At 64.8% G+C, this 22,350-nt stretch carries 13 protein-coding genes; 6 read left to right on the forward strand and 7 right to left on the reverse strand.

Translation table 11 applies throughout. The annotated features are described in order from the left end of the window. Positions 1-31: 31 nt before the first annotated feature. Positions 32-1,045, reverse strand: coding sequence for a LysR family transcriptional regulator (locus ACVC5H_RS24170; RefSeq protein WP_489620240.1), 1,014 nt, complete (start codon positions 1,043-1,045; stop codon positions 32-34). 411 nt (positions 1,046-1,456) lie between these two features. Here ACVC5H_RS24170 and ACVC5H_RS24175 point away from each other — a divergent pair, with 411 nt between their 5' ends. The 5 genes from ACVC5H_RS24175 to ACVC5H_RS24195 all read left to right on the forward strand — a co-directional run bounded on the left by ACVC5H_RS24175 (position 1,457) and on the right by ACVC5H_RS24195 (position 8,993). Continuing rightward, entirely contained in the window at positions 1,457-2,320 is an 864-nt protein-coding gene (locus ACVC5H_RS24175; protein WP_489620241.1) for an alpha/beta hydrolase fold domain-containing protein, read from the forward strand. Between the two features lie 11 nt (positions 2,321-2,331). After that, positions 2,332-3,540 carry an efflux RND transporter periplasmic adaptor subunit gene (locus ACVC5H_RS24180; RefSeq protein WP_489620242.1) on the forward strand — a complete coding sequence of 403 codons (1,209 nt, stop codon included), beginning with the start codon at positions 2,332-2,334 and terminating at the stop codon, positions 3,538-3,540. A gap of 102 nt (positions 3,541-3,642) precedes the next feature. Beyond that, a complete protein-coding gene (locus ACVC5H_RS24185; protein WP_489620243.1) occupies positions 3,643-6,858 on the forward strand; it encodes an efflux RND transporter permease subunit in 3,216 nt (1,071 codons plus the stop codon). A gap of 33 nt (positions 6,859-6,891) precedes the next feature. Further along, positions 6,892-8,406 (forward strand): efflux transporter outer membrane subunit, encoded by a 1,515-nt coding sequence (locus ACVC5H_RS24190; RefSeq protein WP_489620244.1) that lies wholly within the window; start codon positions 6,892-6,894, stop codon positions 8,404-8,406. Positions 8,407-8,489: 83 nt separating this feature from the next. Continuing rightward, entirely contained in the window at positions 8,490-8,993 is a 504-nt protein-coding gene (locus ACVC5H_RS24195) for a DUF1993 domain-containing protein (RefSeq protein ID WP_489620245.1), read from the forward strand. A gap of 111 nt (positions 8,994-9,104) precedes the next feature. On the opposite strand, the gene ACVC5H_RS24200 is transcribed toward ACVC5H_RS24195, so the two are convergent. From ACVC5H_RS24200 to ACVC5H_RS24210, 3 genes are all read right to left on the reverse strand, one after another. Next, on the reverse strand, positions 9,105-10,589 hold the full coding sequence (locus tag ACVC5H_RS24200) for a SulP family inorganic anion transporter (protein WP_489620246.1): 1,485 nt from the start codon (positions 10,587-10,589) through the stop codon (positions 9,105-9,107). A gap of 159 nt (positions 10,590-10,748) precedes the next feature. After that, positions 10,749-12,323: a COG3904 family protein gene (locus tag ACVC5H_RS24205; RefSeq protein ID WP_489620247.1), complete on the reverse strand. Its 1,575-nt coding sequence runs from the start codon at positions 12,321-12,323 to the stop codon at positions 10,749-10,751. A 103-nt stretch (positions 12,324-12,426) separates the two neighbouring features. After that, positions 12,427-14,094, reverse strand: a complete 1,668-nt coding sequence (locus tag ACVC5H_RS24210; protein ID WP_489620248.1) for an HD domain-containing phosphohydrolase — start codon at positions 14,092-14,094, stop codon at positions 12,427-12,429. A gap of 477 nt (positions 14,095-14,571) precedes the next feature. Between ACVC5H_RS24210 and ACVC5H_RS24215 the strand changes: the two genes are divergently transcribed. Next, on the forward strand, positions 14,572-15,351 hold the full coding sequence (locus ACVC5H_RS24215) for an MBL fold metallo-hydrolase (protein WP_489620249.1): 780 nt from the start codon (positions 14,572-14,574) through the stop codon (positions 15,349-15,351). A 19-nt stretch (positions 15,352-15,370) separates the two neighbouring features. On the opposite strand, the gene ACVC5H_RS24220 is transcribed toward ACVC5H_RS24215, so the two are convergent. The 3 genes from ACVC5H_RS24220 to ACVC5H_RS24230 are packed head-to-tail and all read right to left on the reverse strand — an operon-like array spanning position 15,371 to position 22,275. Next, on the reverse strand, positions 15,371-16,147 hold the full coding sequence (locus ACVC5H_RS24220; RefSeq protein ID WP_489620250.1) for a FecR family protein: 777 nt from the start codon (positions 16,145-16,147) through the stop codon (positions 15,371-15,373). 22 nt (positions 16,148-16,169) lie between these two features. Further along, on the reverse strand, positions 16,170-20,618 hold the full coding sequence (locus ACVC5H_RS24225; RefSeq protein WP_489620251.1) for a beta strand repeat-containing protein: 4,449 nt from the start codon (positions 20,616-20,618) through the stop codon (positions 16,170-16,172). 1 nt (position 20,619) lies between these two features. After that, positions 20,620-22,275 carry a ShlB/FhaC/HecB family hemolysin secretion/activation protein gene (locus tag ACVC5H_RS24230; protein ID WP_489620252.1) on the reverse strand — a complete coding sequence of 552 codons (1,656 nt, stop codon included), beginning with the start codon at positions 22,273-22,275 and terminating at the stop codon, positions 20,620-20,622. Positions 22,276-22,350 lie beyond the last annotated feature (75 nt).

A 22,350-nucleotide genomic window follows, 5' to 3' on the forward strand; every position in this document is an offset into this window, starting at 1 on the left:
CTCGCCGAACCCCAGAACTGCACGGACATCCTCAGAACACGCTTTCGGCGATGTTGTACTGCTCCACGACGTTGCGCACGGTAGTGGACTCTGGCTTGTTGACGAAGTGGCACTCGCTCTCTTCCATGCCCATGGTGCAGGCCTTGTTCAGCGGGCAGGTGGCAAACAGCTCGGCCACCCAATCCACGAAGGCGCGCACCTTGGGCGAGAGATGGCGATTGTGCAGATACACCACCGAAATGGGCAGCGGCGCCGGCTTCCATTGCGACAGCACCTCGACCAGGCGGCCCTCTTCCATGTGGCGGGTGACCATGTAGAGCGGCGCCTGCACCATGCCAAAGCCTTGTAATGCGCATTCCACGTAGGCGTCGGCATCGTTGACGGAGAGGCGGCCGTTCATCTTGACCTCGCGGCTGACGCCATCGACCACGAAATCCCAGTCGATGGTGCGGCCGGTGCGGCTGGAGAAGTAATGCACCGACTGGTGCTGCTGCAGATCCTCGATGGTATGGGGCACGCCATGGCGCTCCAGATAGGAAGGCGCCGCGCAGGTCACGGTCTGGAAGGTGCCGATGCGACGCGCCACCATCGAGGAATCCTGCAGCGCGCCCACGCGGATGACGCAATCCACCGCTTCCTGCACCAGGTCCACCGGACGGTCGCCCATGCCCATGACCAGTTCGATGTCCGGGTACTTGCTGTAGAAGTCGCACAGGTTGGGCAACAGCATGAGGCGGCCGATGGAACCGGGCACGTCGATGCGCAACCGCCCTTGCGGGCCGCGGGTGACGTTGCGGAAGGATTGTTCGGTCTCGTCGATGTCGGCCAGGATGCGCACGCAGCGCTCGTAATACGCCGCGCCATCGGGTGTGAGACTGATGCGGCGCGTGGTGCGGTTCAAGAGGCGCACCTGCAGCATGCTCTCCAGCCCCTGGATCAGGGTGGTGACGGTGGTGCGCGGCAGGTTCAGGTTGTCGGCAGCGCGCGTGAAGCTGTTGGCATCCACCACAGCGGTAAAGACTTGCATGGCCTGGAAACGGTCCATCGCTCTCTCCTTGAGGCTGCATCGGGGGAGGATTCCGGTGCGGCAAACGGGGGCCAAGACGATCCAGGCAAGGCAGGCGCCGCCCCCGGCGCGCCGTCTTGCCATGATGGGATGGTTCCGGACTGCAGGGCCAGCCTCATCCCAATTTAAACCAAATAACGACAAAATCCAGCCAAGTTTGCACAACAGGCGGCAACCGCGCCGATTTCACATCGACGATGCGTCCGTCTCCGACGGCTGGAATTAGCTTTTCAAATCACATAAAGGATCAGAAAAGTGAACGAATTGATCGTCCTGATTGTTCAGACTTACCGAACAGTGTTGTTGGATTATAGGTGTTTATTCGAGACCCTGCTGTGGCGCACAATCCGCTCCATTCTTGGACAAGTGGCTTCGGCCCAGGCGCTCATCATGCACGGCTCACCTACGCTGGACATCCGCAATTTCTTCGTTCCCGGCCCGCTGGGACGCATTCCGGTGCGCCTGTACCAGCCCGCCGAGGCGCTGCCCAAGGGCCAGAAACGCCCGCTGGTGCTGTATTTCCATGGAGGCGGCTTCACTGGCGGCTCGCTGGACGATGCCGATGCACCGGCCAGCTTCCTGGCGCAACACAACCAGGCGGTGGTGCTGTCGGTCGGCTACGCACTGGCCCCTGCCAGGCCCTTCCCGGCTGCACCCGAAGATGCTTTCGCGGCCGCCACCTGGGCCTGCAAGAACGCGGCCGACCTGAAGGTGGATCTGGACCGCATGGTGGTGGCAGGTGACGACGCCGGTGGCAGCCTGGCTGCCAGTCTCACGCTGATGACCCGCGACCGCTGTGGCAAGCCGCTGGCCGCCCAAGTGCTGATCAGCCCGATGCTGGACCCGAGCATGCGCCTCTTGGGTGATGCCGCCCGCCTGCAATCGGACGTCACCGCAGAGACTTGCGCGGCCAGCTACCGCCAGTACCTGCCGCAGACCATGCAGCGCCTGCATCCCTATGCCGCACCGCTGGAAGTGAGCCGGCTGGCGGGCCTGCCGCCGGCCTTCATCGCCACCGCCGAACGCGACGTGCTCTGCCCGGAGGCCGAGAAATACGCCTCCAGCCTGATCCGTGCCGGCGTGCCCACGCAGGTCTCGCGCTTTGTCGGCATCACGCATGGCGCGCTGCGCACGCATCTGCCCTTGCTGACCGAGATCGTCAATTTCCTGCGCTGCCGCTTTGCCAGTCTGCGGCGCGATGCAACAGCCCCTGAATTCCTGCCGTATCCGCTTCACCCCTCCACTTCACTCTGAGGAAAAGAAAAATGAATACTCCCGCTCCACTACGCAAACGCTTCGCTCTCACCGCCACGGTCCTGGCCGTCATCGCCCTCTCGGTCGGTGGCGCCATTTCCGTGGTCGGCCTCTCGGCCAATGCCACCACCGCTCCGACTGCCGCGGCAGCCGGCGCCCCGGTGGATGTGGCCGAAGTGGTCCAGCGCCAGATCATCGACTGGCAATCCTATTCCGGCCGCATCGAAGCGGTCGATCGTGTCGAGGTGCGCCCGCTGGTCGGCGGCACCCTGACCGCCGTCCACTTCAAGGATGGCGCACTGGTCAAGAAGGGCGACGTGCTCTTCACCATCGACCCGCGCCCGTATGAGGCCGAAGTCGCCCGCGCCGAAGCGCAACTGGCCGGAGCCGAAGCCCGCGCCGGCTACACCGCCTCCGACCTGGCGCGCGGCCAGCGCCTGCTGGGCGACAACGCCATTGCCAAGCGCGATTTCGAAGAGAAGCAGAACGCCTCGCGCGAAGCCTCGGCCAACGTCGCCGCCGCCCGCGCCGCCCTGCGTGCGGCCCGCCTGAACCTGGAATACACCCGCATCACCGCACCGGTCTCCGGACGTATTTCGCGCGCCGAAGTCACGGTAGGCAACGTAGTGAACCCCGGTGCAGCCAATGCGCCGCTGACCACGCTGGTGTCCGTGGCCAAGGTCTATGCCTCCTTCGACGTGGATGAACAAAGCTTCCTGAAATACGTCAACCCGGCGCGCGCCGCGGGCACCACGGTGCCGGTGGAACTGGGCCTGGCCAATGAAGACGGCTACTCCCGCAAGGGCCGGGTCGGTTCGGTGGACAACCGCCTCGACACCGCCTCCGGCACCATCCGCGTGCGCGCCATCTTCGACAATGCGGACGGCCAGCTGGTCCCGGGGCTGTATGCCCGCGTGCGCCTGGGTGGCGGCGAGCCGCACCAGGCCGTGCTGATCGATGAAAAGGCCATCGGTACCGACCAGGACAAGCGCTTCGTGATGGTGGCCGACAAGGACAACCACGCCAACTACCGCCAGGTGGTGGTCGGCGCCGGGCATGACGGCCTGGTAGTGATCGAAAAGGGTCTGCAGCCGGGTGAACGCATCGTGGTCAATGGCCTGCAGCGCATCCGTCCGGGTGACGCCATCACCCCGACCGTGGTGCCGATGCAGGTACAGACCGCAACGGCGGCACCGGCGCCTGCTGCCGGCAAGGCCTGATCCGGCAAAGAGCTCTCTCGCATTCAAGGAAGAACAAGTCGCAGGGGCGCAAAACGCCCGCTGCCCGGGCGTTTGCATCCTGACGACTGACAAGGAACCTACATGAATATCTCAAAATTCTTCATCGACCGCCCGATCTTCGCGGGTGTGCTGTCGGTACTGCTCTTGCTGGGCGGCGTGCTGGCCATGCTGCAATTGCCCATCTCCGAATATCCGGAAGTGGTGCCGCCCTCGGTGGTGGTGCGCGCGCAGTATCCCGGCGCCAACCCCAAGGTGATCGCAGAGACCGTGGCCTCGCCGCTGGAAGAGCAGATCAACGGCGTGGAAAACATGCTCTACATGCAGTCGCAGGCCAACAGCGACGGCAACCTCACCATCACCGTCAACTTCCGCCTGGGAGTCGATCCCGACAAGGCCCAGCAACTGGTGCAGAACCGCGTCTCGCAAGCCCTGCCGCGCCTGCCGGAAGACGTGCAGCGACTGGGCGTGACCACGCTCAAGTCCTCCCCCACGCTGACCATGGTGGTGCACCTGACCTCGCCCGACAACCGCTACGACACCACCTACCTGCGCAACTATGCGGTCCTGAACGTCAAGGACCGCCTGGCGCGTATCCAGGGTGTCGGTGAAGTGGGCCTGTTCGGCTCGGGCAACTACGCCATGCGCGTCTGGCTCGATCCCAACAAGGTAGCGCAGCGCGGCCTGACCGCTTCCGACGTGGTACGCGCCATCCGCGAGCAGAACGTGCAGGTGGCTGCCGGTGTGATCGGCGCCTCGCCCAGCTCGCCGGACACGCCGCTGCAACTGTCGGTGAACGCGCAAGGCCGCCTGAAGACCGAAGCCGAATTCCGCGACATCATCCTGAAGGCGTCGCCGGACGGCGCCACCACGCGCCTGGGCGACGTGGCCCGCGTGGAACTGGCCGCTTCCGAATACGGCCTGCGCTCGCTGCTGGACAACAAGCCGGCCGTGGCCATCCCCATCTTCCAGGCACCCGGTGCCAATGCGCTGGATGTGTCGACCCAGGTGCGGGCGGCGATGAAGGAATTGTCGGCCGACTTCCCCAGCTCGGTCAGCTACAGCATCGTCTATGACCCGACCCAGTTCGTGCGCGCTTCCATCGAAGCGGTGGTGCATACCCTGCTGGAAGCCATTGCGCTGGTGGTGATCGTGGTGATCATCTTCCTGCAGACCTGGCGCGCTTCCATCATTCCGCTGCTGGCCGTGCCGGTCTCCATCATCGGTACCTTCTCGCTGATGCTGGGCTTTGGCTACACCATCAATGCGCTGTCGCTGTTCGGCATGGTGCTGGCCATCGGTATCGTGGTCGATGATGCCATCGTGGTGGTGGAAAACGTCGAGCGCAACATCGGCGCCGGCCTCTCACCGCGCGACGCCACCTATCGCGCCATGCAGGAAGTCTCCGGCCCCATCATCGCCATTGCCCTGACGCTGGTGGCAGTGTTCGTGCCGCTGGCCTTCATGACCGGCCTGACCGGCCAGTTCTACAAGCAGTTCGCGATGACCATTGCGATCTCCACCGTCATCTCGGCCTTCAACTCGCTGACCCTCTCCCCGGCCCTGGCCGCCCTGCTGCTCAAGGGCCATGGCGACAAGCCGGACTGGCTGACGCGCCAGATGGACCGCTTCCTCGGTGGCTTCTTCATCCGCTTCAACCGCTTCTTCAATCGCGCCTCCGATAACTACGGTGGTGGCGTGACGGGCGTGATCAAGCGCAAAGGCGCGACCATGGGCGTGTATGTGGTGCTGCTGGCCGCGACCCTGGGGGTGTCCTACATCGTCCCCGGCGGTTTCGTGCCAGGGCAGGACAAGCAATACCTGGTGGCCTTCGCGCAATTGCCCAATGGCGCGTCGATCGACCGCAGTGAAGAAGTGATGCGCAAGATGAGCGACATCATGTTGAAGGAACCCGGCGTGGCCAGTGCGATTGCCTTCCCCGGCCTGTCCATCAACGGTTTCACCAACAGCTCCTCGGCCGGTATCGTCTTCGTGGGCCTGAAGCCCTTCGAGGAACGCAAGAGCAAGGAATTGTCGGGCAATGCCATCGCCGCCTCGCTGAACCAGAAATTCGGCAGCATCAAGGAGGCTTTCACCGCCGTCTTCCCGCCGCCACCGGTGATGGGCCTGGGCACGCTGGGCGGCTTCAAGATGCAGATCGAAGACCGCGACGCGCTCGGCTACGCCGAACTGGACAAGGCGGCACAAGCCTTCATGAAGGCCGCCGCCAAGGAACCGGCGCTGGGCCCGATGTTCTCCAGCTACCAGATCAACGTGCCGCAACTGGACGTGGAACTGGACCGTGTGAAGGCCAAGCAGCTCGGCATCCCGGTCACCGACGTGTTCAACACCATGCAGATCTACCTCGGCTCGCTGTATGTGAACGACTTCAACCGCTTCGGCCGCGTCTACCAGGTGCGTGCGCAGGCTGACGCGCCCTTCCGCGCCAAGGCCGAGGACATCGCGCAACTGAAGACCCGCAACGATGCCGGCGAGATGGTGCCGCTGTCTTCGGTAGTGAAGGTCAAGCAAACCTTCGGCCCGGAAATGGTGGTGCGCTACAACGGCTATACCGCTGCCGACATCAATGGCGGTCCGGCCCCCGGCTATTCCTCGGACCAGGCCCAGGCCGCCGCTGAACGCGTGGCCGCAGCGACCCTGCCGCGCGGCATCAAGTTCGAATGGACCGACCTGACCTATCAGAAGATCCTGGCAGGCAATGCCGGCGTGTGGGTGTTCCCGATCAGCGTGTTGCTGGTGTTCCTGGTGCTGGCCGCGCTGTATGAAAGCCTGACCCTGCCGCTGGCCGTGATCCTGATCGTGCCGATGAGCATCCTGGCGGCCCTGACCGGTGTGTGGCTCACCCGTGGCGACAACAACATCTTCACCCAGATCGGTCTGATGGTGCTGGTGGGACTCTCGGCGAAGAACGCCATCCTGATCGTGGAATTCGCCCGCGAACTGGAAATGCAGGGCCGCAGCGCCGTACAAGCCGCCATCGAAGCCAGCCGCCTGCGTCTGCGTCCGATCCTGATGACCTCCATCGCCTTCATCATGGGTGTGGTGCCCCTGGTGACCTCGACCGGTGCCGGTTCGGAGATGCGTCATGCGATGGGTATCGCAGTGTTCTTCGGCATGCTGGGCGTGACCCTGTTCGGCCTGTTCCTGACGCCGGTGTTCTATGTCCTGCTGCGCACCATCGACCGCCGCGCACTGCACTCGGCCTCGCATCACGAAGCGCCGATGACCGCCGGCACCCACATCGCCCATGCTGCACCGGGCGCACAGGATGATCGCTGATCTGCGGATCAGCCCATGAATGGAGCAAGAAAAATGATGACCCAATCTCTATCGATGAGCCGCCTGTTGCGCCCCGTACGCATCGGCTCGGCCCTGCTGGCAGCGCTGCTGGTGCTGGCCGGCTGCTCGGTGGCCCCGACCTATGAACGTCCTTCGGTGGACACCCCGGCCGCCTTCAAGGAAGCCGCCCCGACCGCGCAGACCGGCGAAAACGGCAGCCAGTGGAAGACCGCCCAGCCCGCCGAAGACATCGCCCGCGGCCAATGGTGGAAGATCTTCGGTGACGACAAGCTGAACGCCCTCGAAGACACCGCCCAGCAAGCCAACCAGGACCTCAAGGCCGCCGCCGCGCGCCTGGGCCAAGCGCGCGCCCTGACCCGCGATGCGCGCTCGGGCTACTTCCCGCAGGTGGATGCAGGGGTCGGCGCGACCCGCCAGCGCACTTCGCCCGCCTCACAAGGGTTACCGGCCGATGCCAATACACAACCGTTCACTCTGTATCGCGCACAAGTGAATGTTTCTTACGAAGTTGACCTGTTCGGCCGGGTCGCCTCCACGGTCGATGCCGCCACGGCGGACGCCCAGCGCAGCGAAGCGCTGTTCCACTCGGTGCTGCTGGCCCTGCAGGCCGACGTGGCGCAGCAGTACTTCCAGGTACGTGAACTGGATGCCGCCGCCGAGCTGTACCGCGGCACCGTGGACCTGCGCCAGGAATCGCTGCGCCTGGTGCAGCGCCGCTTCGATGAAGGCGACATCAGCGAAGTGGACGTGGCCCGCGCCCGTGCCGAACTGGCCTCGGCGCAATCGGAAGCGCTGGGCATCGCCCGCCAGCGCGCCACTGCAGAACATGCGCTGGCGATCCTGCTGGGCCGCACGCCGGCCGAGTTCTCGCTGCCGCCGCAACCGCTGACGCGCCTGAAGGTCTCGATCCCGGCCGGACTGCCCTCGACGCTGCTGGAGCGCCGTCCCGACATCGCTGCAGCCGAGCGCGCCATGGCCGCGGCCAATGCGCGCGTGGGCGTGGCCAAGTCGGCCTTCTTCCCGGCGCTGAACCTGACCGGCGGCCTGGGCTATGAATCGGCGCAACTGGGTGATCTCTTCAACTGGTCCAGCCGCACCTTCCTGCTGGGGCCGCTGGTAGGCACGGCGCTGACGATGCCGCTGTTCGATGGCGGACGCCGCGAGGCCGGTGTGGATCGTGCGCGCGCCAGCTATGAAGAACAGGTGGCCACCTATCGCGGCACGGTCTTGAATGCCTTCCGCGAGGTGGAAGACAACCTGGCCAACCTGCGCATCCTGGACGACCAGAACCGCGCCCAGGACGAAGCCGTGGCCGCCTCGGCCCGCGCGGCCAAGCTCTCGCACACCCAGTATCGCGAGGGTGAGGTGAGCTTCTTCAACGTCATCGACGCCGACCGCACCGTACTGCAAACCCAGCGCGCCTCGGTCACGCTCGATGGCGAACGCGCCCGCTCCACCGTCAACCTGATCCGCGCATTGGGCGGCGGATGGGGGGGACCGGACACGCAATTATCGTCGGCCAAGTAAGATGTCAGCGCTCTGACTGCATACCTGCCGTCAGGGCGCTGACGACCCGTCCTCTTGTTTCTCCAACTCCAACAGAAACCGCCATGCCCATCAATTTGTATCAGGTCAGCATCCCGATGCTGATCCACGGCCTCAACACCTTGTCCACGCTGCTGGAGAAGGCCGAGCAACATGCCGAAGAACACCAGCTGGATCCCCAGCAATTGCTGTCGGCACGCCTGTATGAAGACATGTTCCCGCTGACCGGCCAGATCCAGCGCGCCAGCGACACCGCCAAGGCCACCGCCAGCCGCCTGTCGGGCGTGGCCGCACCGGCCTTCGCGGATGAGGAAGCCAGCTTCGACGACTTGCAGGCCCGCATCAACAAGACCATTGTCTTCCTGGAAGCGATCCCGGCCGATGCCATCAATGGCCAGGAAGAACGCCCGGTGACCATGAAACTGCGCGGCGAAGAACGCACCATGACGGCCCGGCAATACCTGACCGGCTTTGGCCTGCCCAACTTCCTGTTCCACGTGACCACGGCCTACGGCATCCTGCGCAATCAGGGTGTGAAACTGGGCAAGATGGATTTCCTCGGTCTCTGATCCCCATGCGAAACCGGCCCGCATCCTGCGATGCGGGCCGGTCATGAAACACGATTTCCCGTGGTACTTTGGCCCGCCCCGCGCTATCTCCCGATGCGCTGGCGGGCTTTTTTACGCCCCCTGCGGCAAGCCCGCCCGCTCCAGCAACTGGCTGCAGCGCTGCGACAAGGCCACCACGCGCAACTGCTTGCCCGCGCGCACGTAGCGCTCGGCCAGGGTCTGCACGGCAGCGATGGCGGAGTGGTCAGCCAGGCGCAGATGGCGGCAATCCAGGGTAACCTGCTGGGGATCGCCGGCAGTATCGAACAAGTCGAGGAAGTGCGTGGTCGACGCAAAGAACAACGTCCCATGCGGCACGTAGGTGCGGCTGCCATCAGCCTCGTCACGCCGCTCGGTGCGCACTTCGCGCGCATGCTGCCAGGCGAAGTTCAGCGCGGCGATGACGATGCCGCACAACACCGCCACGGCCAGGTCGGTCAGGACCGTGATGATGGTCACCGCGACGATGACCAGGGCATCGCTGCGCGGCACCTTGCCCAGCACGCGCAAGGAACCCCAGGCGAAGGTCTCCTGCGCCACCACGAACATGACACCGGCCAGCGCCGCCAGCGGAATACGCTCAATGGCCGGTGACAGGAACAGGATGAACAGCAGGATCATCGCCCCCGCCACCACGCCCGAGAGGCGCGACCGGCCGCCCGAGCCCAGGTTGATCATGGTCTGGCCGATCATGGCGCAGCCCCCCATGCCGCCGAACAGCCCCGAGACGATGTTGGCCGCCCCCAGCGCCAGGCATTCCCGGTTGGGCTGGCCCCGGCTGGCGGTGATCTCGTCGGTGAGGTTGAAGGTCAGCAGGGTTTCCAGCAGGCCGACGATGGCCATCAGGACGGCATAGGGACCGATGATGCGCAGCGTCTCCAGGTTCATCGGCACGCCCGGCCAGTGCAGCGGCGGCAGGCCGCCGGCAATCTGCGCCATGTCGCCCAGCGTGCGGGTGTGCAAGCCGCTGGCATAGGTCAGCAGGCCCACGCCGAGAATGGCCGCCAGGGCCGGAGGAATCGCCCTGGTCACGCGTGGCAGCAGCCAGACGATCAGCATGGTGGCCAGGGTCAGGCCGATCATGATGAACAGCGCAGCGCCTTGCAGCCATTGTGATCCGGCAGCGGTAGCCACACGGAAATGCTCCAGCTGCGACCAGGCGATCACGATGGCCAGGCCATTGACGAAGCCCAGCATCACCGGGTGCGGCACCATGCGCACCAGCTTGCCCAGGCGGAGCGCGCCGAAGGCCAGCATGATCAGTCCCGAGAACACCACCGTGGCCAGGAAATATTGCGCGCCATGCTGCACCACCAGCGCCACGATCACCACCGCCATCGATCCGGCGGCTCCGGAAATCATGCCGGGCCGGCCACCGAAGAGCGCGGTGATGGTGCAGATGAAGAAAGCGCCATACAGGCCCATGAGCGGATTCAACTGCGCCACCAGCGCAAAGGCGATGCATTCAGGCACCAGCGCAAAGGAGGTGGTGAGGCCGGCCAGTACGTTCTGGCGCAGGTCGCGCAGGCGCGAAGGAGAAGTGGCGATGGTCGTCATGGGCAGGAAGTCAGCAGGCGCACCCAGGTGCGCTGCAGGAAAAGCGGTATATCAGGAGGGACACGCCGACAGGTCACGCGCGGCAGATTGCGCGGCTGGCATCAGGTGAAGGCCACATTTTACCGCAATGCAGCATAGATGGCCGGGGGGTAGCCGTTTCTAGGGACGCGAATACAACACCCGCAGGGCCATGCGCTTGTCCTCGGGGGGTAACTCGTTGACCGCCTGCAGGTAGGCAATGGAGGCGTCACAGGTCGCATCGGGGTCGGCCTGGCGGCGCAGCGGCGAGGACAGCAGTTTCAGTTGCTCCTGGGTCAGCGGGGCCAGCGCCTTGCGGATGACGCGGGTGCGCTCGGCCAGGCTGTAGCGGCTGGCATTGGCGGGATCGGCATCGCGCAGCAGGCGCTGCGTCATCTGTTGTTCGCGGTTGGCGAATTCCTGCGGCAGCACCGATTGCGGGGCCTCGCGCCCGGCCGCCGCATCGGCACGCGAGCGCGGATAGATCAGTTCGGTGCAGGCGGCGGCGCTGATGCCGCGCAGCGCCACGGCTTCGTCCAGCAGCAATTGCTGGAACTCGGCCAGCGATTCGTCCGAGGCAATCGGCAGCAGACGCCGGCTCAGCAGCCCGATCTGCTCGCGGCCTACCGCCAGGATCTCGGCGTCCGACGCATGCGCCTGCACCTTGGCCCAGGCCAGGTCGATGGTGCGGGCGAAGGCGGCCGGATGATAGCGCGCCATGATGTCGAACAGCGCGCCCTTCTTGAATTCGGCTTCCAGCACGTCGCGCGAGGTGGCGATGGTGGCGATCTGCGCGGTCTCGCCGCCCGGCGCCAGGCGGGTCAGTACGCCCGCCTGCAACAGCTGGCCCAGTTCCGGATACCAGCTTTGCGCTGCCGGCGTGTCGGCGATGCGTTCGATGAAGTCATGCGGCAGGCCCAGCTTGCCGTAGGTGTCGAAGGTCAGCTTGCGGTCGAAGCTCTTGTTGATGCGGTCATCGCCGCCGACCGTGTAGAGCGTATGGAAACCGATGTGCGCGCGCGGGTCCATGGCACGGTCACGGCCGGCCAGGAAGGCCAGCGTGCAGGAGGACGAGCACTCCTGTTCCACATAGGTATTGAGGCGGTGGCGGCGGATCACCTCGCCCACCAGCTTGCCCTCGCGCACCCAGCCCCCGGCCGAATACAGCACCACGGTGCGCACGCCGGGATTCTGCTGGAGGACGGCATCCAGGCCATCGGCGGCACCATCGTTCATCCCGCCTTGCAGCAGCACCGATTTGCCATCCACCCGCACCTGGTACACCACGGGAGGCCCCAGCTGCTTGCCCAGCGCGATGTCCAGTTGTTCACGTACCGAGTGGGCCGCGCGCCAGGTGCTGGTGGCCATGCTGATGGCGCCGCAGACGATGAGGAACTTGACCACCACCTCGGCCCAGCGCCGCCCACCACGTGCCACGTGTTTGCTGGCCGAGCGCCAGCAGCCGCACACACCCCAGGTCCAGGCCAGGTAGCTGAACGCAGCGATCCCCAGCACCCCGGCCATGCCATAGCGGGCCGGCATGTCGTTGGTCAGGCGGGCCAACACGGAGATGGCCAGCGCCGGTACCAGCGAGGTCAGCAGGACGGTATGCAGCCAATAGGAACGCCCCAGTGAATAATCCCCGCGCCAATGACGGCGCAGGAAACTGGCGGGGCGGCGGGCGGGAGCGGAAGATCGGGTTACTGCCTGGGACACGTGTTGCTTTTCCTCGATGCGCCGTCGCGCGGCGCGACAGCTCTTCAATGACGGACTTTATGAAACCATCAGCATAACCCAGCTTGGCGCGGCCGTTGTGCTTTCAACCGCCGTGGCCGGGGATGCGCGACAGGTCAACCTCGTCGATCTGGCTGGGATGCATGAATTGCGCGGCATACTTTTCATAGATGCGTTCACGCACGAACAGGTCGAACAGATCGGGGTCGATATGATCACGCGCCTTGAAGCCGGCCAGGATTTCCACCGCCTCGTTGAGCGTGTTGCCGCGCTTGTAGGGACGGTCAGCCGCGGTCACGGCCTCAAAGATGTCTGCCACCGCCATGATGCGCGCCTGCACCGACATCTGATCCCCCGTCAGTCCCTTGGGATAGCCCTTGCCATCCATGCGCTCATGGTGGCCGCCGGCAAATTCGGGCACGCGCGCAAGCTGCCTGGGCCAGGGCAGCGACTCCAGCATGCGGATGGTGATGACGATGTGGTTGTTGATGATGGCGCGCTCGGCATCGTTCAAGGTGCCCGCCCGGATGCGCAGGTTGGCGGCTTCTTCCTCGTCCAGCAGCTTGCGTACCTGGCCATCGGGACCGCGCCAGCTGCGCTCGGCGATGTCCAGCACGCGCTGCTGGTCTTCGGCCCGCATGCCTTCGTTGCCGTAGTTGATCTTGCGCAGGAAGGCGCGCTCCTCGTCCATCTGCAGCAACTCGGCCTGCAGGGCCGCGTCCAGTCCGGCCGATTTTTCCGGCGTGAGGGCGGCGCCCAGGGCCAGCTTTTCCTGCAGGACGCGGATCTCGGCATCGCGCTTGAGGACTTCATACCGGGTATCGACCAGGTGGATGCGGTCGAAGATGGTTTCCAGCTTGGTGGCTTTTTCAATGATATGGCTGGGCGTACCGATCTTGCCGCAATCGTGCAGCAGCCCGGCCAGCCACAGTTCGCGGCGGTCGGCGTCGGTCATGCGGAAATCGGCCAGCGGACCTTCGGTGGCATTGTGCGCAGCCTCGGCCAGCATCATCGCCAGTTGCGGCACTTGCTCGCAGTGGCGGCCGGTGTGCGGGGATTTCTCGCCGATGCCGATGTTGATCAGCTTGATCAGGCTTTCGAACAGGTGTTCCAGGCGCCCGATCAACTGCTGGTTGGTCATCGCCACGGCGGCCTGGGCGGCCAGTGCCTCGATGAAGCGCTGATCGGTCTGCGAAAAAGGCACGGGCTTGCCGCTGTCCGGGTCGATGGCATTGATGAGCTGCAGCACGCCCACCAGTTCGCCCTCGTGATCGTGCATGGGCACGGTCAGGATGGACTGGGAGCGATAGCCGTAGGTCTCGTCGAACAGCCGCATGCCATTGAAATTGAATTCGCTGGCCTGGTACACATCGGCGATGTTGACCGAATGCCGGGTGTTGGCCGCATAAGCCGCCACCGCAGCCAGGTTGGGCTGGCCATCGGGCAGGGTCAGGGCGATATCGGGAATCGAGACGGCCTGGCCGCTGCTGCCGCCCTGGTGCATCTTCAGCGTCTGGTTGACCGAGATGTCGAAGCTGAGCGCCTGGCCGTTGTCGGTGCTGCGGTAGAGCGTGCCGCCGTCGGCGCGGGTGATGTCGCGCGCGGTCAGCAGGATATGTTCCAGCAACAGCGGGATGTCGCGGTTGCTGCCCAGCTCGCGGCACAGGTCGGTCAGGCGTTCGAGCCGATAGGCGATGTCGCGGTGCTCACCGGTCGTGGGCGCCAGATCGTGCATGCTTGCCGGAACGCTCATGCCACCGCCCCCTCGAGGCAGTGATGCAGGTACCGGGCGGTCGGGCAGTGATGGGCTGCTGGATGGACTGCTTGCAACATGCGGCTCCCTGAAGCGTTGGCGTATGGATACGGCGCGGTCATTGCGACACGGCAACTCCGGCGCGCTTTTTACGAATGCTTTTTTGCTGATGCTTTTTCGGCATCATCGTGATTCTAGGACGATTGCGCACGCTGTCTTGCAGCGAACTTGGGGGCAATTGACCGTCAATTCTACGCTTGTCTGCGGCCCATCGGCGCATTGTGCGCCGCCACCGGCCGGTCATCCCGCGATTGCGCGGATGCGCCGAATCCCTTAACATCCGGGTATGTTGCATAACTTGCCACATCGTCCGCAAAGCCAGTCCTGACAAGGATTTCCGGACTGCAACAAACTTCCTTTTCAGCCGGCACCGCGGGGGCGGCGACGGAAGCCACAACCCTATGAGCGGCAATCACAATGCGTGTAGAAATCCTGGGCTGCAGCGGGGGCATCGGTGGCAATGGCATGCGCACCACCTCTCTGCTCATCGATGACGATATCCTGATCGACGCCGGCACCGGCGTAGGCGACCTGCCGCTCGCGCGGCTGGCGCAGATCGATCACGTCTTCATCACCCATGCGCACCTGGATCACATCGCCTGCCTGCCGCTGATGATCGACAGCGTGGGCGACATGCGCAGCACGCCGCTGACCATGCACGCCAGCGCAGCGACCATGGAGATCATCCGCAAGCACATCTTCAACTGGCACATCTGGCCCGACTTCAGCGTCATCCCCAACGCTGAACAGCCCTTCCTGCGCTATGCCACGGTCGAGCCCGGCCAGGCGGTGCAGATCGGCCAGCGCAGCATCACGCCGCTGCCCGCCGCGCACACGGTGCCGGCAATCGGGTACCAGGTGCGCAATCACGCCAGCGGCGCCTCGCTGGCCTTCAGCGGCGACACCTGTATCTGTCCGCCGCTGTGGGAAGCGGTCAATCGCATCGAGCAGTTGCGCTACCTCATCATCGAAGCCGCCTTTGCCGACCGCGACCGCGAACTGGCCCTGCTGTCCAAGCACCTGTGCCCCAGCCTGCTGCTGGAAGAACTGCAGCATCTGCAGGGCCGGCCCGAGGTCTTGATCACGCATGCCAAACCCGGCCAACTCGACGAAATCGCCGCAGAGATCACAGCGGGAGCAGGCCGTGGCCCGCACCAGCCGCGCATGCTGGCTACGGGCACCGTTCTGGAATTCTGAGCCGCCGGCGCCATCCGGCTTACTGGGTCACGCAGGCATCCAGCTTGGCCGCGCCGATCTTCTGCGTGCCGGTATTGCCATTGCTGCTGATGGCCGGCGGCATGGTCACCGTCACGCCCTGGGCCGCCGGCACGATCACCGGCGGCTGGTTCGCCGACGGCACGAAACCGAACTGGCCGGCGCTGTAGACTTGCGATCCGCTGCGGTTGGTCACCTGAATGGCCCCCGTCACCACGTCGACGTGCAAGCCATTGGCCGGCGGCTGGCCGCTGGGCGTGGGCACGCCGGCGCAATCGTCCTGGCAGTACAGGGCACCGAAGTGGGTGCCGCGAATGCCGATGGTGGCCGTGGGCGTATCGAAGTTGACCGCCTCATGGTTGCGCTTGCCCACCAGTCCGGTGACGGCCCGCAATCCGCCCTTGACCAGGCCGATGGCCACTGAATCGTTCTTGGGTTCTTTCTCGTCATAGAGGTATTTGCTCACGGCTACCTCGGTACCGGGCCGCAGCACGATCTCGCCATTGTCGATGAACTTGACGCGGGCATAGGTTTCGCGCTCGGTGATGAGCGTGTCGCCCTGCAGGATCGCCGATTTCACCGAGAGCACCATACGCGCGCCATCGGCATGGCGTACGCTCAGTACTCCCGACAGGTGGGTCACCTGGCCCACCACCGCCTGCGCTTGGGCAAAGGCCGGGGCGGCCGCCATCAGCCACAGCAGTACCACGGCCAGCGCGGTCCGATGTGGCCGTAGCGGCCAGCGCAGCGCCGGCAGGTTGTACTTGAAGAAGTTCATGGAGCTCACGTCATCCGGTTGTTCAGGTACACATCGGCAGCGGTTTCTTGACCTGCTTGCGGTTATCGCCTTCGTCGCCGAAGTGGTCCGCGGTGCCGCCCACGGTCTGGTTGCCCGTGCTGGTCTGCTGCACCACGTTGACGGTGCTCTGCACCTGCACCGTACTGTCGGATACCTGCGCGTTGCTCAGCGTGGTCTGCAGGTTCCTGGTCTGCTGGTTCTGCTGTTGCTGCACCACCTGCGCGGTCTGGCTGGGCTCGGCCACGACCGTGCTGGTGACGGTGTTGCTGACGGTGCTGCTCACCGTGTTACTGACGGTGTTGCCAACGCTGCTGGTACCAAGCACGGGGGTACGCGTGCCATTGGCATCGGTGATGGTCACCCCTTGGGCATAGCCGATCAACTGCCCTGAAGCCACCGAGAACAGCGCCACACCGGGGGCCGCCGTCGAGATGTTGGCATTGATGGTCATCGAATCACCGGCCGACAGATTGATGTTGCCGCCGGTGGTCACCAGCACTCCGTTGATGGTCAGCGTATCGTTGTTGCCCGAAGAAGCACTGGCGGTAAGCGTGATGGTGCCCGAGGCATTGACGCCGCCGCTGCCGATGGTCAGCGGACTATGCGTGACGACGCTGATCGCACCGTTGGTGCTCTTCAACTGGCCGCTGGCATCGATCCCCAGCGACGCCAGCAGGTTCGAAGTGCTCAAGGTACTGCCATCGTCGGTCAGGGGCAGATTGCCGAGGAAACTGGCCTTGCTGCCGATGGCCGAGGTCACTACGCCACCGGTATTGTCGATGCTGATGCTGCCGTTGGCCGCCGTCACGCCATTGACCGCCACCACCGTTGCATCGCTGGTGTTGAGCCGGTTGACGAGCGTAATGTCGCCACTGCCGCTGTTGCTGGCGGCAAACCCGGCGATCTGGTTGGCCGAACTGTTGAGCGTGATGCCGCTGCTGGCCGAGGCAATCAGTTGCGAACTCACGTGCAAGCTGCTCTCGCCGTTCTGGGAGATATTGCCCTGGCGCGCCTGCAGCAAGAGGTTGGCAGCGCTGATGTTGCCTACCGACAGGGTGCCGCTGTCCTGCACCAGGGCCGCATCGGCCAGGGTCATGTTGCCGCTGCCCTGGCTGAAGGAGCCGGCCACCACCAGGCGCGAGCCGACATTGCCGGTGACCTGGCCGTCGCCCACCGCCAGGCTACCCAGCCGCACGTTGCCGCCCAGGGTCAGGCTGCCGTGCAGCAGGTCCACCGAAAGCGCCGACTGCGACGCATTGTTGATGGTCACGCTGCCCGAAGAAGTGGCCACGCGCGCCATGAGGCTGAAACTCTCTTCATTGCATCCGCCGTCGCAGCCATCGCCGCCACCCTCGCTGCCGATGCTGATGCTGCCTGCGCCCCGGGTGTCGCCGTTGAGAGCCATGGTCCCGGAGGAGACCAGCACGCTGCCGCTCACATTGTTGGCGCCATTGAGAGTGAGGGTATCACCGACATCGACCTGGCCCGCCAGGTTGTTGATGCCGTTCATCGTCACCGTGCCATAGGAAACATTGAGCGATCCGTTGATGTTGGTGGTGCCATTGGTCGTCAGCGCGCCGCCCCCACTGACCACGATGCTGCCCTCCACGTTGTTGGTGCCGTTGAGCGTGACGGTGCCGGTGCCGAGCGTGAGCTGGCCGTCGCTGCCGATGCCGGTGGTGCCGTTCAGGCTGAGGTTGCCGCCATCGACGCGGACCTCGCCGGCGATGCTGGTGGAATTGCCCACGCTGACGCTGCCATTCCACACGTTCAGCGAGCCGTTGACCGTGGCACTGTTGCGTACGCTCAGGTTCCCGCCGTTCTGGTAAAGGCTGCTTCCCCCCGTGACGATCAGGTTGGCAACCGCATCGTCGCCACTCTGGTGGCTCAGACTGCGCTCGGAACCGATGATGACGGTATCGATCTGGGTCGGCAGCGCCGTGTTGCTGCTGCTGACCCAGTTGCGCGAATCGCCCCAGCCGGTTTCGGACTGGTTGGCCGCCAGGGTGAAGGTATCCGGTCCGCGCAGGGCCAGGCTGACGGTGCCATCGCTGTAGATGGCCTTGATCATTTTTTCGGTGCCGCCGTCATTAACGATGTCACCGGTGACGTAACGGAAATTGTTGTAGCTTGCCAGCGCGTGCGCAAAACTGAAGACGCCCAGCGACGCCGACGAATCGTAGGCATTGAGCAGGTGCGTCTGCAAGGTGCCGCCCAGGGTCACTGAGCGGGTATTGAAGATGACCCGGTCATAGCCGTCCTGGGCGTCGGAAGCGATGTCGATGAGGATCCTGCCGCTGTCGGCCTGCTCGAAGGTGCCGCCGCTGAGGGTCATGGTACCGATGGCGCCCGTTCCACCGGGGGACAGCGTACCGGCGTTGTAGAAGGTGCTGCGGGCCCTCAGCACGCCACTGCCGGTGATGGTGGCATTGGCGTTGTTGTCGATATTGCGGAAGCGCACGCTGCCATTGGCCAGCGTAATGGTGCCGTTGTTGGTCAGGCGCCGCGACCCGGACAAGACGAAGGACGACCCCTCGCCCGCGCCCACCAGGATGCTACCGTTGGCGTTGTTCACGACATTGCCGCGGGAGCGGAGCCGCCCTGGGCCGGTCAGGCTGATGTTGCCATTGTTGACCAGCCCCCCGCTGTCGATGCTGACGTTGCTGTAGCCACCGCTCACGCTGAACGTACCATTGTTGGTGAGGCCGCCGAGATTGATATCGCTGTCACCGCTCGCCAGCAGCTGGCCGCTGCTGCCCACGGTAACCTGGCCAGCGTACAGGCCCCCGGAACTGCCCAGATCGACCGTGCCATTGATCGCCAGCGTGCCGTTGGTAAAGCCGCCTGTGTAGCCATTGCGCACGACCATGTCACCACCGTTCAACGTGATGGTGGCGGCGCTGCCGATGGTGGACAAGTGCGAGGTATTGGCGTGGCCGATGCCGGTATTGAGGTTCAGGTTCAGCATGCCTGCCACGGCAGTGATGTTGGCATTGATGCTGATGTTGTTGGCGGCATTGAGCGTGAGCGTGCTGACCGAATCCCCGCTCTTGATGATGTCGGCGCTGACCGTGATGTTCCCGGCCTGGCTGCCGCTGCTACCGGTTACCAGCTGGATGCTGGTGCCGTTGCTGAGCTGATTGGAAATGGTCAGCGCCTGGATCTGCGAGCCATTGGCCGTGGAGGTGATCGCGTAATCGGTCGAGCAGGCGACCGGGGCGAGCGTGGCGTTGTGCTGGGGAGGATCGCTCACCACCTCCAGGTCATAGGGATCGATCAGCCAGGTTCCACCGGAGCCGACCTTGGGCACCTTCACCACGTCCAGTTGCTGCAGGCCCGAGGTGTCCACGAAGCCCCCCTGCCCGGATGTTCCCAAGGCCGAGACATTGCCATCGATGAACGCCTTGTTCTCGGCATACAGCGTGACGTTGCCGCCCGTGGTGCCGTCGGCGCTGATATTGGAGCTGGCGGTCGTGGTCAGGTTGCCGGAGGCCCGCAGGAAGATGCGCCCGCCCTCGCGCACCACGCTGGAGGCATTGATGACGCCGCTGTTGGTGATGAGGCCTGCAGCCACCCCGATGCGGCCCGCCTCGGCCGTGATGGTGCCCAGGTTGGTGACATCGCCGGCACTGCCGGTGACGTTGACGGTCACGCCCGGCGTGGCGGTATCGGCCAGCGTGACGGTCTGGCCTGCGGCCAGGATGACCTCGCCTTGCGGGCTGGTGATGATGCCGCTGTTGGAGACGCTTCCTCCGATCAGGTACACGCTGCCACCGGTGGCCGAGCTGATCTTGCCCTGGTTATCCACCAGGCCGGCCGTGCCGTCTTTGGTGAAATTGAGCTTGCCGGCCAGGAAGTCGCTGTCACTGATGGCCAGCGAGGTGGCGATGAAACGGGCTGCGTCAATCGTCCCGCTGGGGCCGACCACCACGCCATTGGGGTTGTACAGCACCACCGTGCCATTGGCCGAGAGCTTGCCGTAGATCTGCGAGATGTCGGCCCCGCTGACCTTGGCCAGCAAGGCCGCCGACGAACTGGGCTGGGCCACGTTGACCGCCGCATCGGCACCGATGCTGAAGGACGCGAAACGGGCGATGGCCTGCGACGAACCCTGGTTGATGTTGAGGGTATTGCCGTTCTGGCTGAAGCTGAGATTGCCATTCACCACGCTCCAGCCGGCGGGCAAGGTGTTGGCGGCAGGGGCGGCCGCCAACACCGGCACCTGCCAGGCCCCCGCCACGGCGGCCGCCGCCAGCGACAGACGCAGCCCCGGTGCCAGCAGACCCGCCCAGGCCCGTTGCAACAGGCGCGACAGCAGCCCCGGCAGCGGCTTGCGCGCGCGCCACGAGAGCGTCAGCCTGCGCTTGCCCACGCGCACCGTGAACGACGGCGGCAGCAATTCGATGGCCGGCTGTACCGGCGTTTGCACGGGAGTGGATGTCGATGTCATGTCAGAACCCCAGGATAGCGCTCAGATGGGCGTTGATATCGCCCCGCTGTTCGGTGGCCGAATTACCGTTGAGCAGCACCCGCGCCACGTCCATGCGCAGGCTGAAATCGCGTCCAAGCGTATAGCGCAGGCCCGCGCCGATGCTGGCCAGCGTCACTGTCGAGGGCAGCGTGGACGCGGCAGTGACGTTGTTGTTGGCCCCCCGGCCGGCATCGACGAAACCGAGCAGGCGCAGGTTGCCGCGCGTCTCGCGTTTGGCCATCAGGTCGGGCGTATAGAGTTCGCTGTTGAGCACCGCGCCGCTGTCCGCAGCCACTGCGCGCTCGGTGAAGCCGCGCACGGCGCTGGCGCCGGCCAGACCGAATTGCTCCACCGCAGGCAAGGCATGCGGTGACACCTGCAGCGCACTGGCCAGGCGCACCTGCCAGTCATTCTGGTAGACCTTGAACCAGGAGGCCCCGCCGCGGATGACGATGAAGTTGTCCATGGACTGGCGCGACCCGGTGAAGAGCGAATAGCGGTCCGTCACCTGCAGGGTATCGTTGCGCCGAGCCTCGCCAGTGGCCATGTTGCGGGCAATACCGATGTTGTAGTCCAGCACCTGGCCCACGCCCTGCTGCTGGGCGCTGTAGCTCACCGACAGCGGCAGCGTGGAATACGGCAGGCAGGTATTGAGCGAGGCGCCGTTGAGCAGGCCACCGTTGATGTTGCAGGACGAATCGACCTTCTTGTAATCGGCACCGAAGACCAGTTTGCTGCTCCACTCGCCGCTGCGCGCAAAGTAGTGGTTCCAGCGCAGTGCATAGATGTCGCCGCGCCCGGTGATGTTGAGGGTGGAGTTCACCGCCAGCGTCTGCCCCGAGCTGACGTTGGATTTGCCGTAGATCAGATCGAGGCTGTCGCCCAGCCCATACAGCGGCACCCGGTAACCGAGCGAATAGAGATCGACCTTGGCACCGGCAGGACTGTCGGGCGAGGTGGTGTAGGCCACGGTGGCGACGTGATCGCGGTTGAACAGGTTGGCATGCTGCAGGGCAACGCCGGTGCGCCAGTGGCCGGTGTCGGCGCTGCCGCTGTTGTCGACGTTGAGCATCACGCGCAGGGGCGCCTCATCCTTGACGGCGATGACCGCATCGATGTGGTTGGTGGTTTCCGATGCGGACAGGGTCACGTTGACCTGCTTGGCCGGATTGTCATTGGCCAGTTGCACCGACTCGGAGATGCGGCGCAAATTGGGTGCGCGGCCCTCCACCAAATGGGGGATGCTGGCGCGGATGTTCTGTTCGCTGAAATGGCGGTTGTCGTTGACCGCCACCTTGCCCACCACGGTCTCCACCACCTGCAGGCGCACCACTGCGCCGGTCAGCTCCTGCTCGGGCACGCTCACTTGCACGGCCGTGTAACCGGCACTGCGGTAGGCATTTTCCAGCGCTTCCAGCGCCTGCTGGATATCGCCATAGACACGGCCGCGGCCGCTGAAAGGAGCAACCGCTTCATCCACTTGGGATTGGGCCAGCAAGGTATTGCCTTCCACGGCAAAGCGGGCAATGTCGAAACGTTCGTCGTTGCGGACCTGCGCGCCATGGCCCGATGCGGACGCAGGCGCTGCCGGTTGCGCAAATGCGGTCATGGCACCGCCCAGCAGCACCATGCCCATCAGAGAATGCTGAAAGCATCGAATCATCGTCTCAGTGACCCGCCCCCCCGGCAGGTCCTCCCAGTTTTTGTTGCG

The organism is Herbaspirillum sp. Her3, from assembly GCF_057961275.1.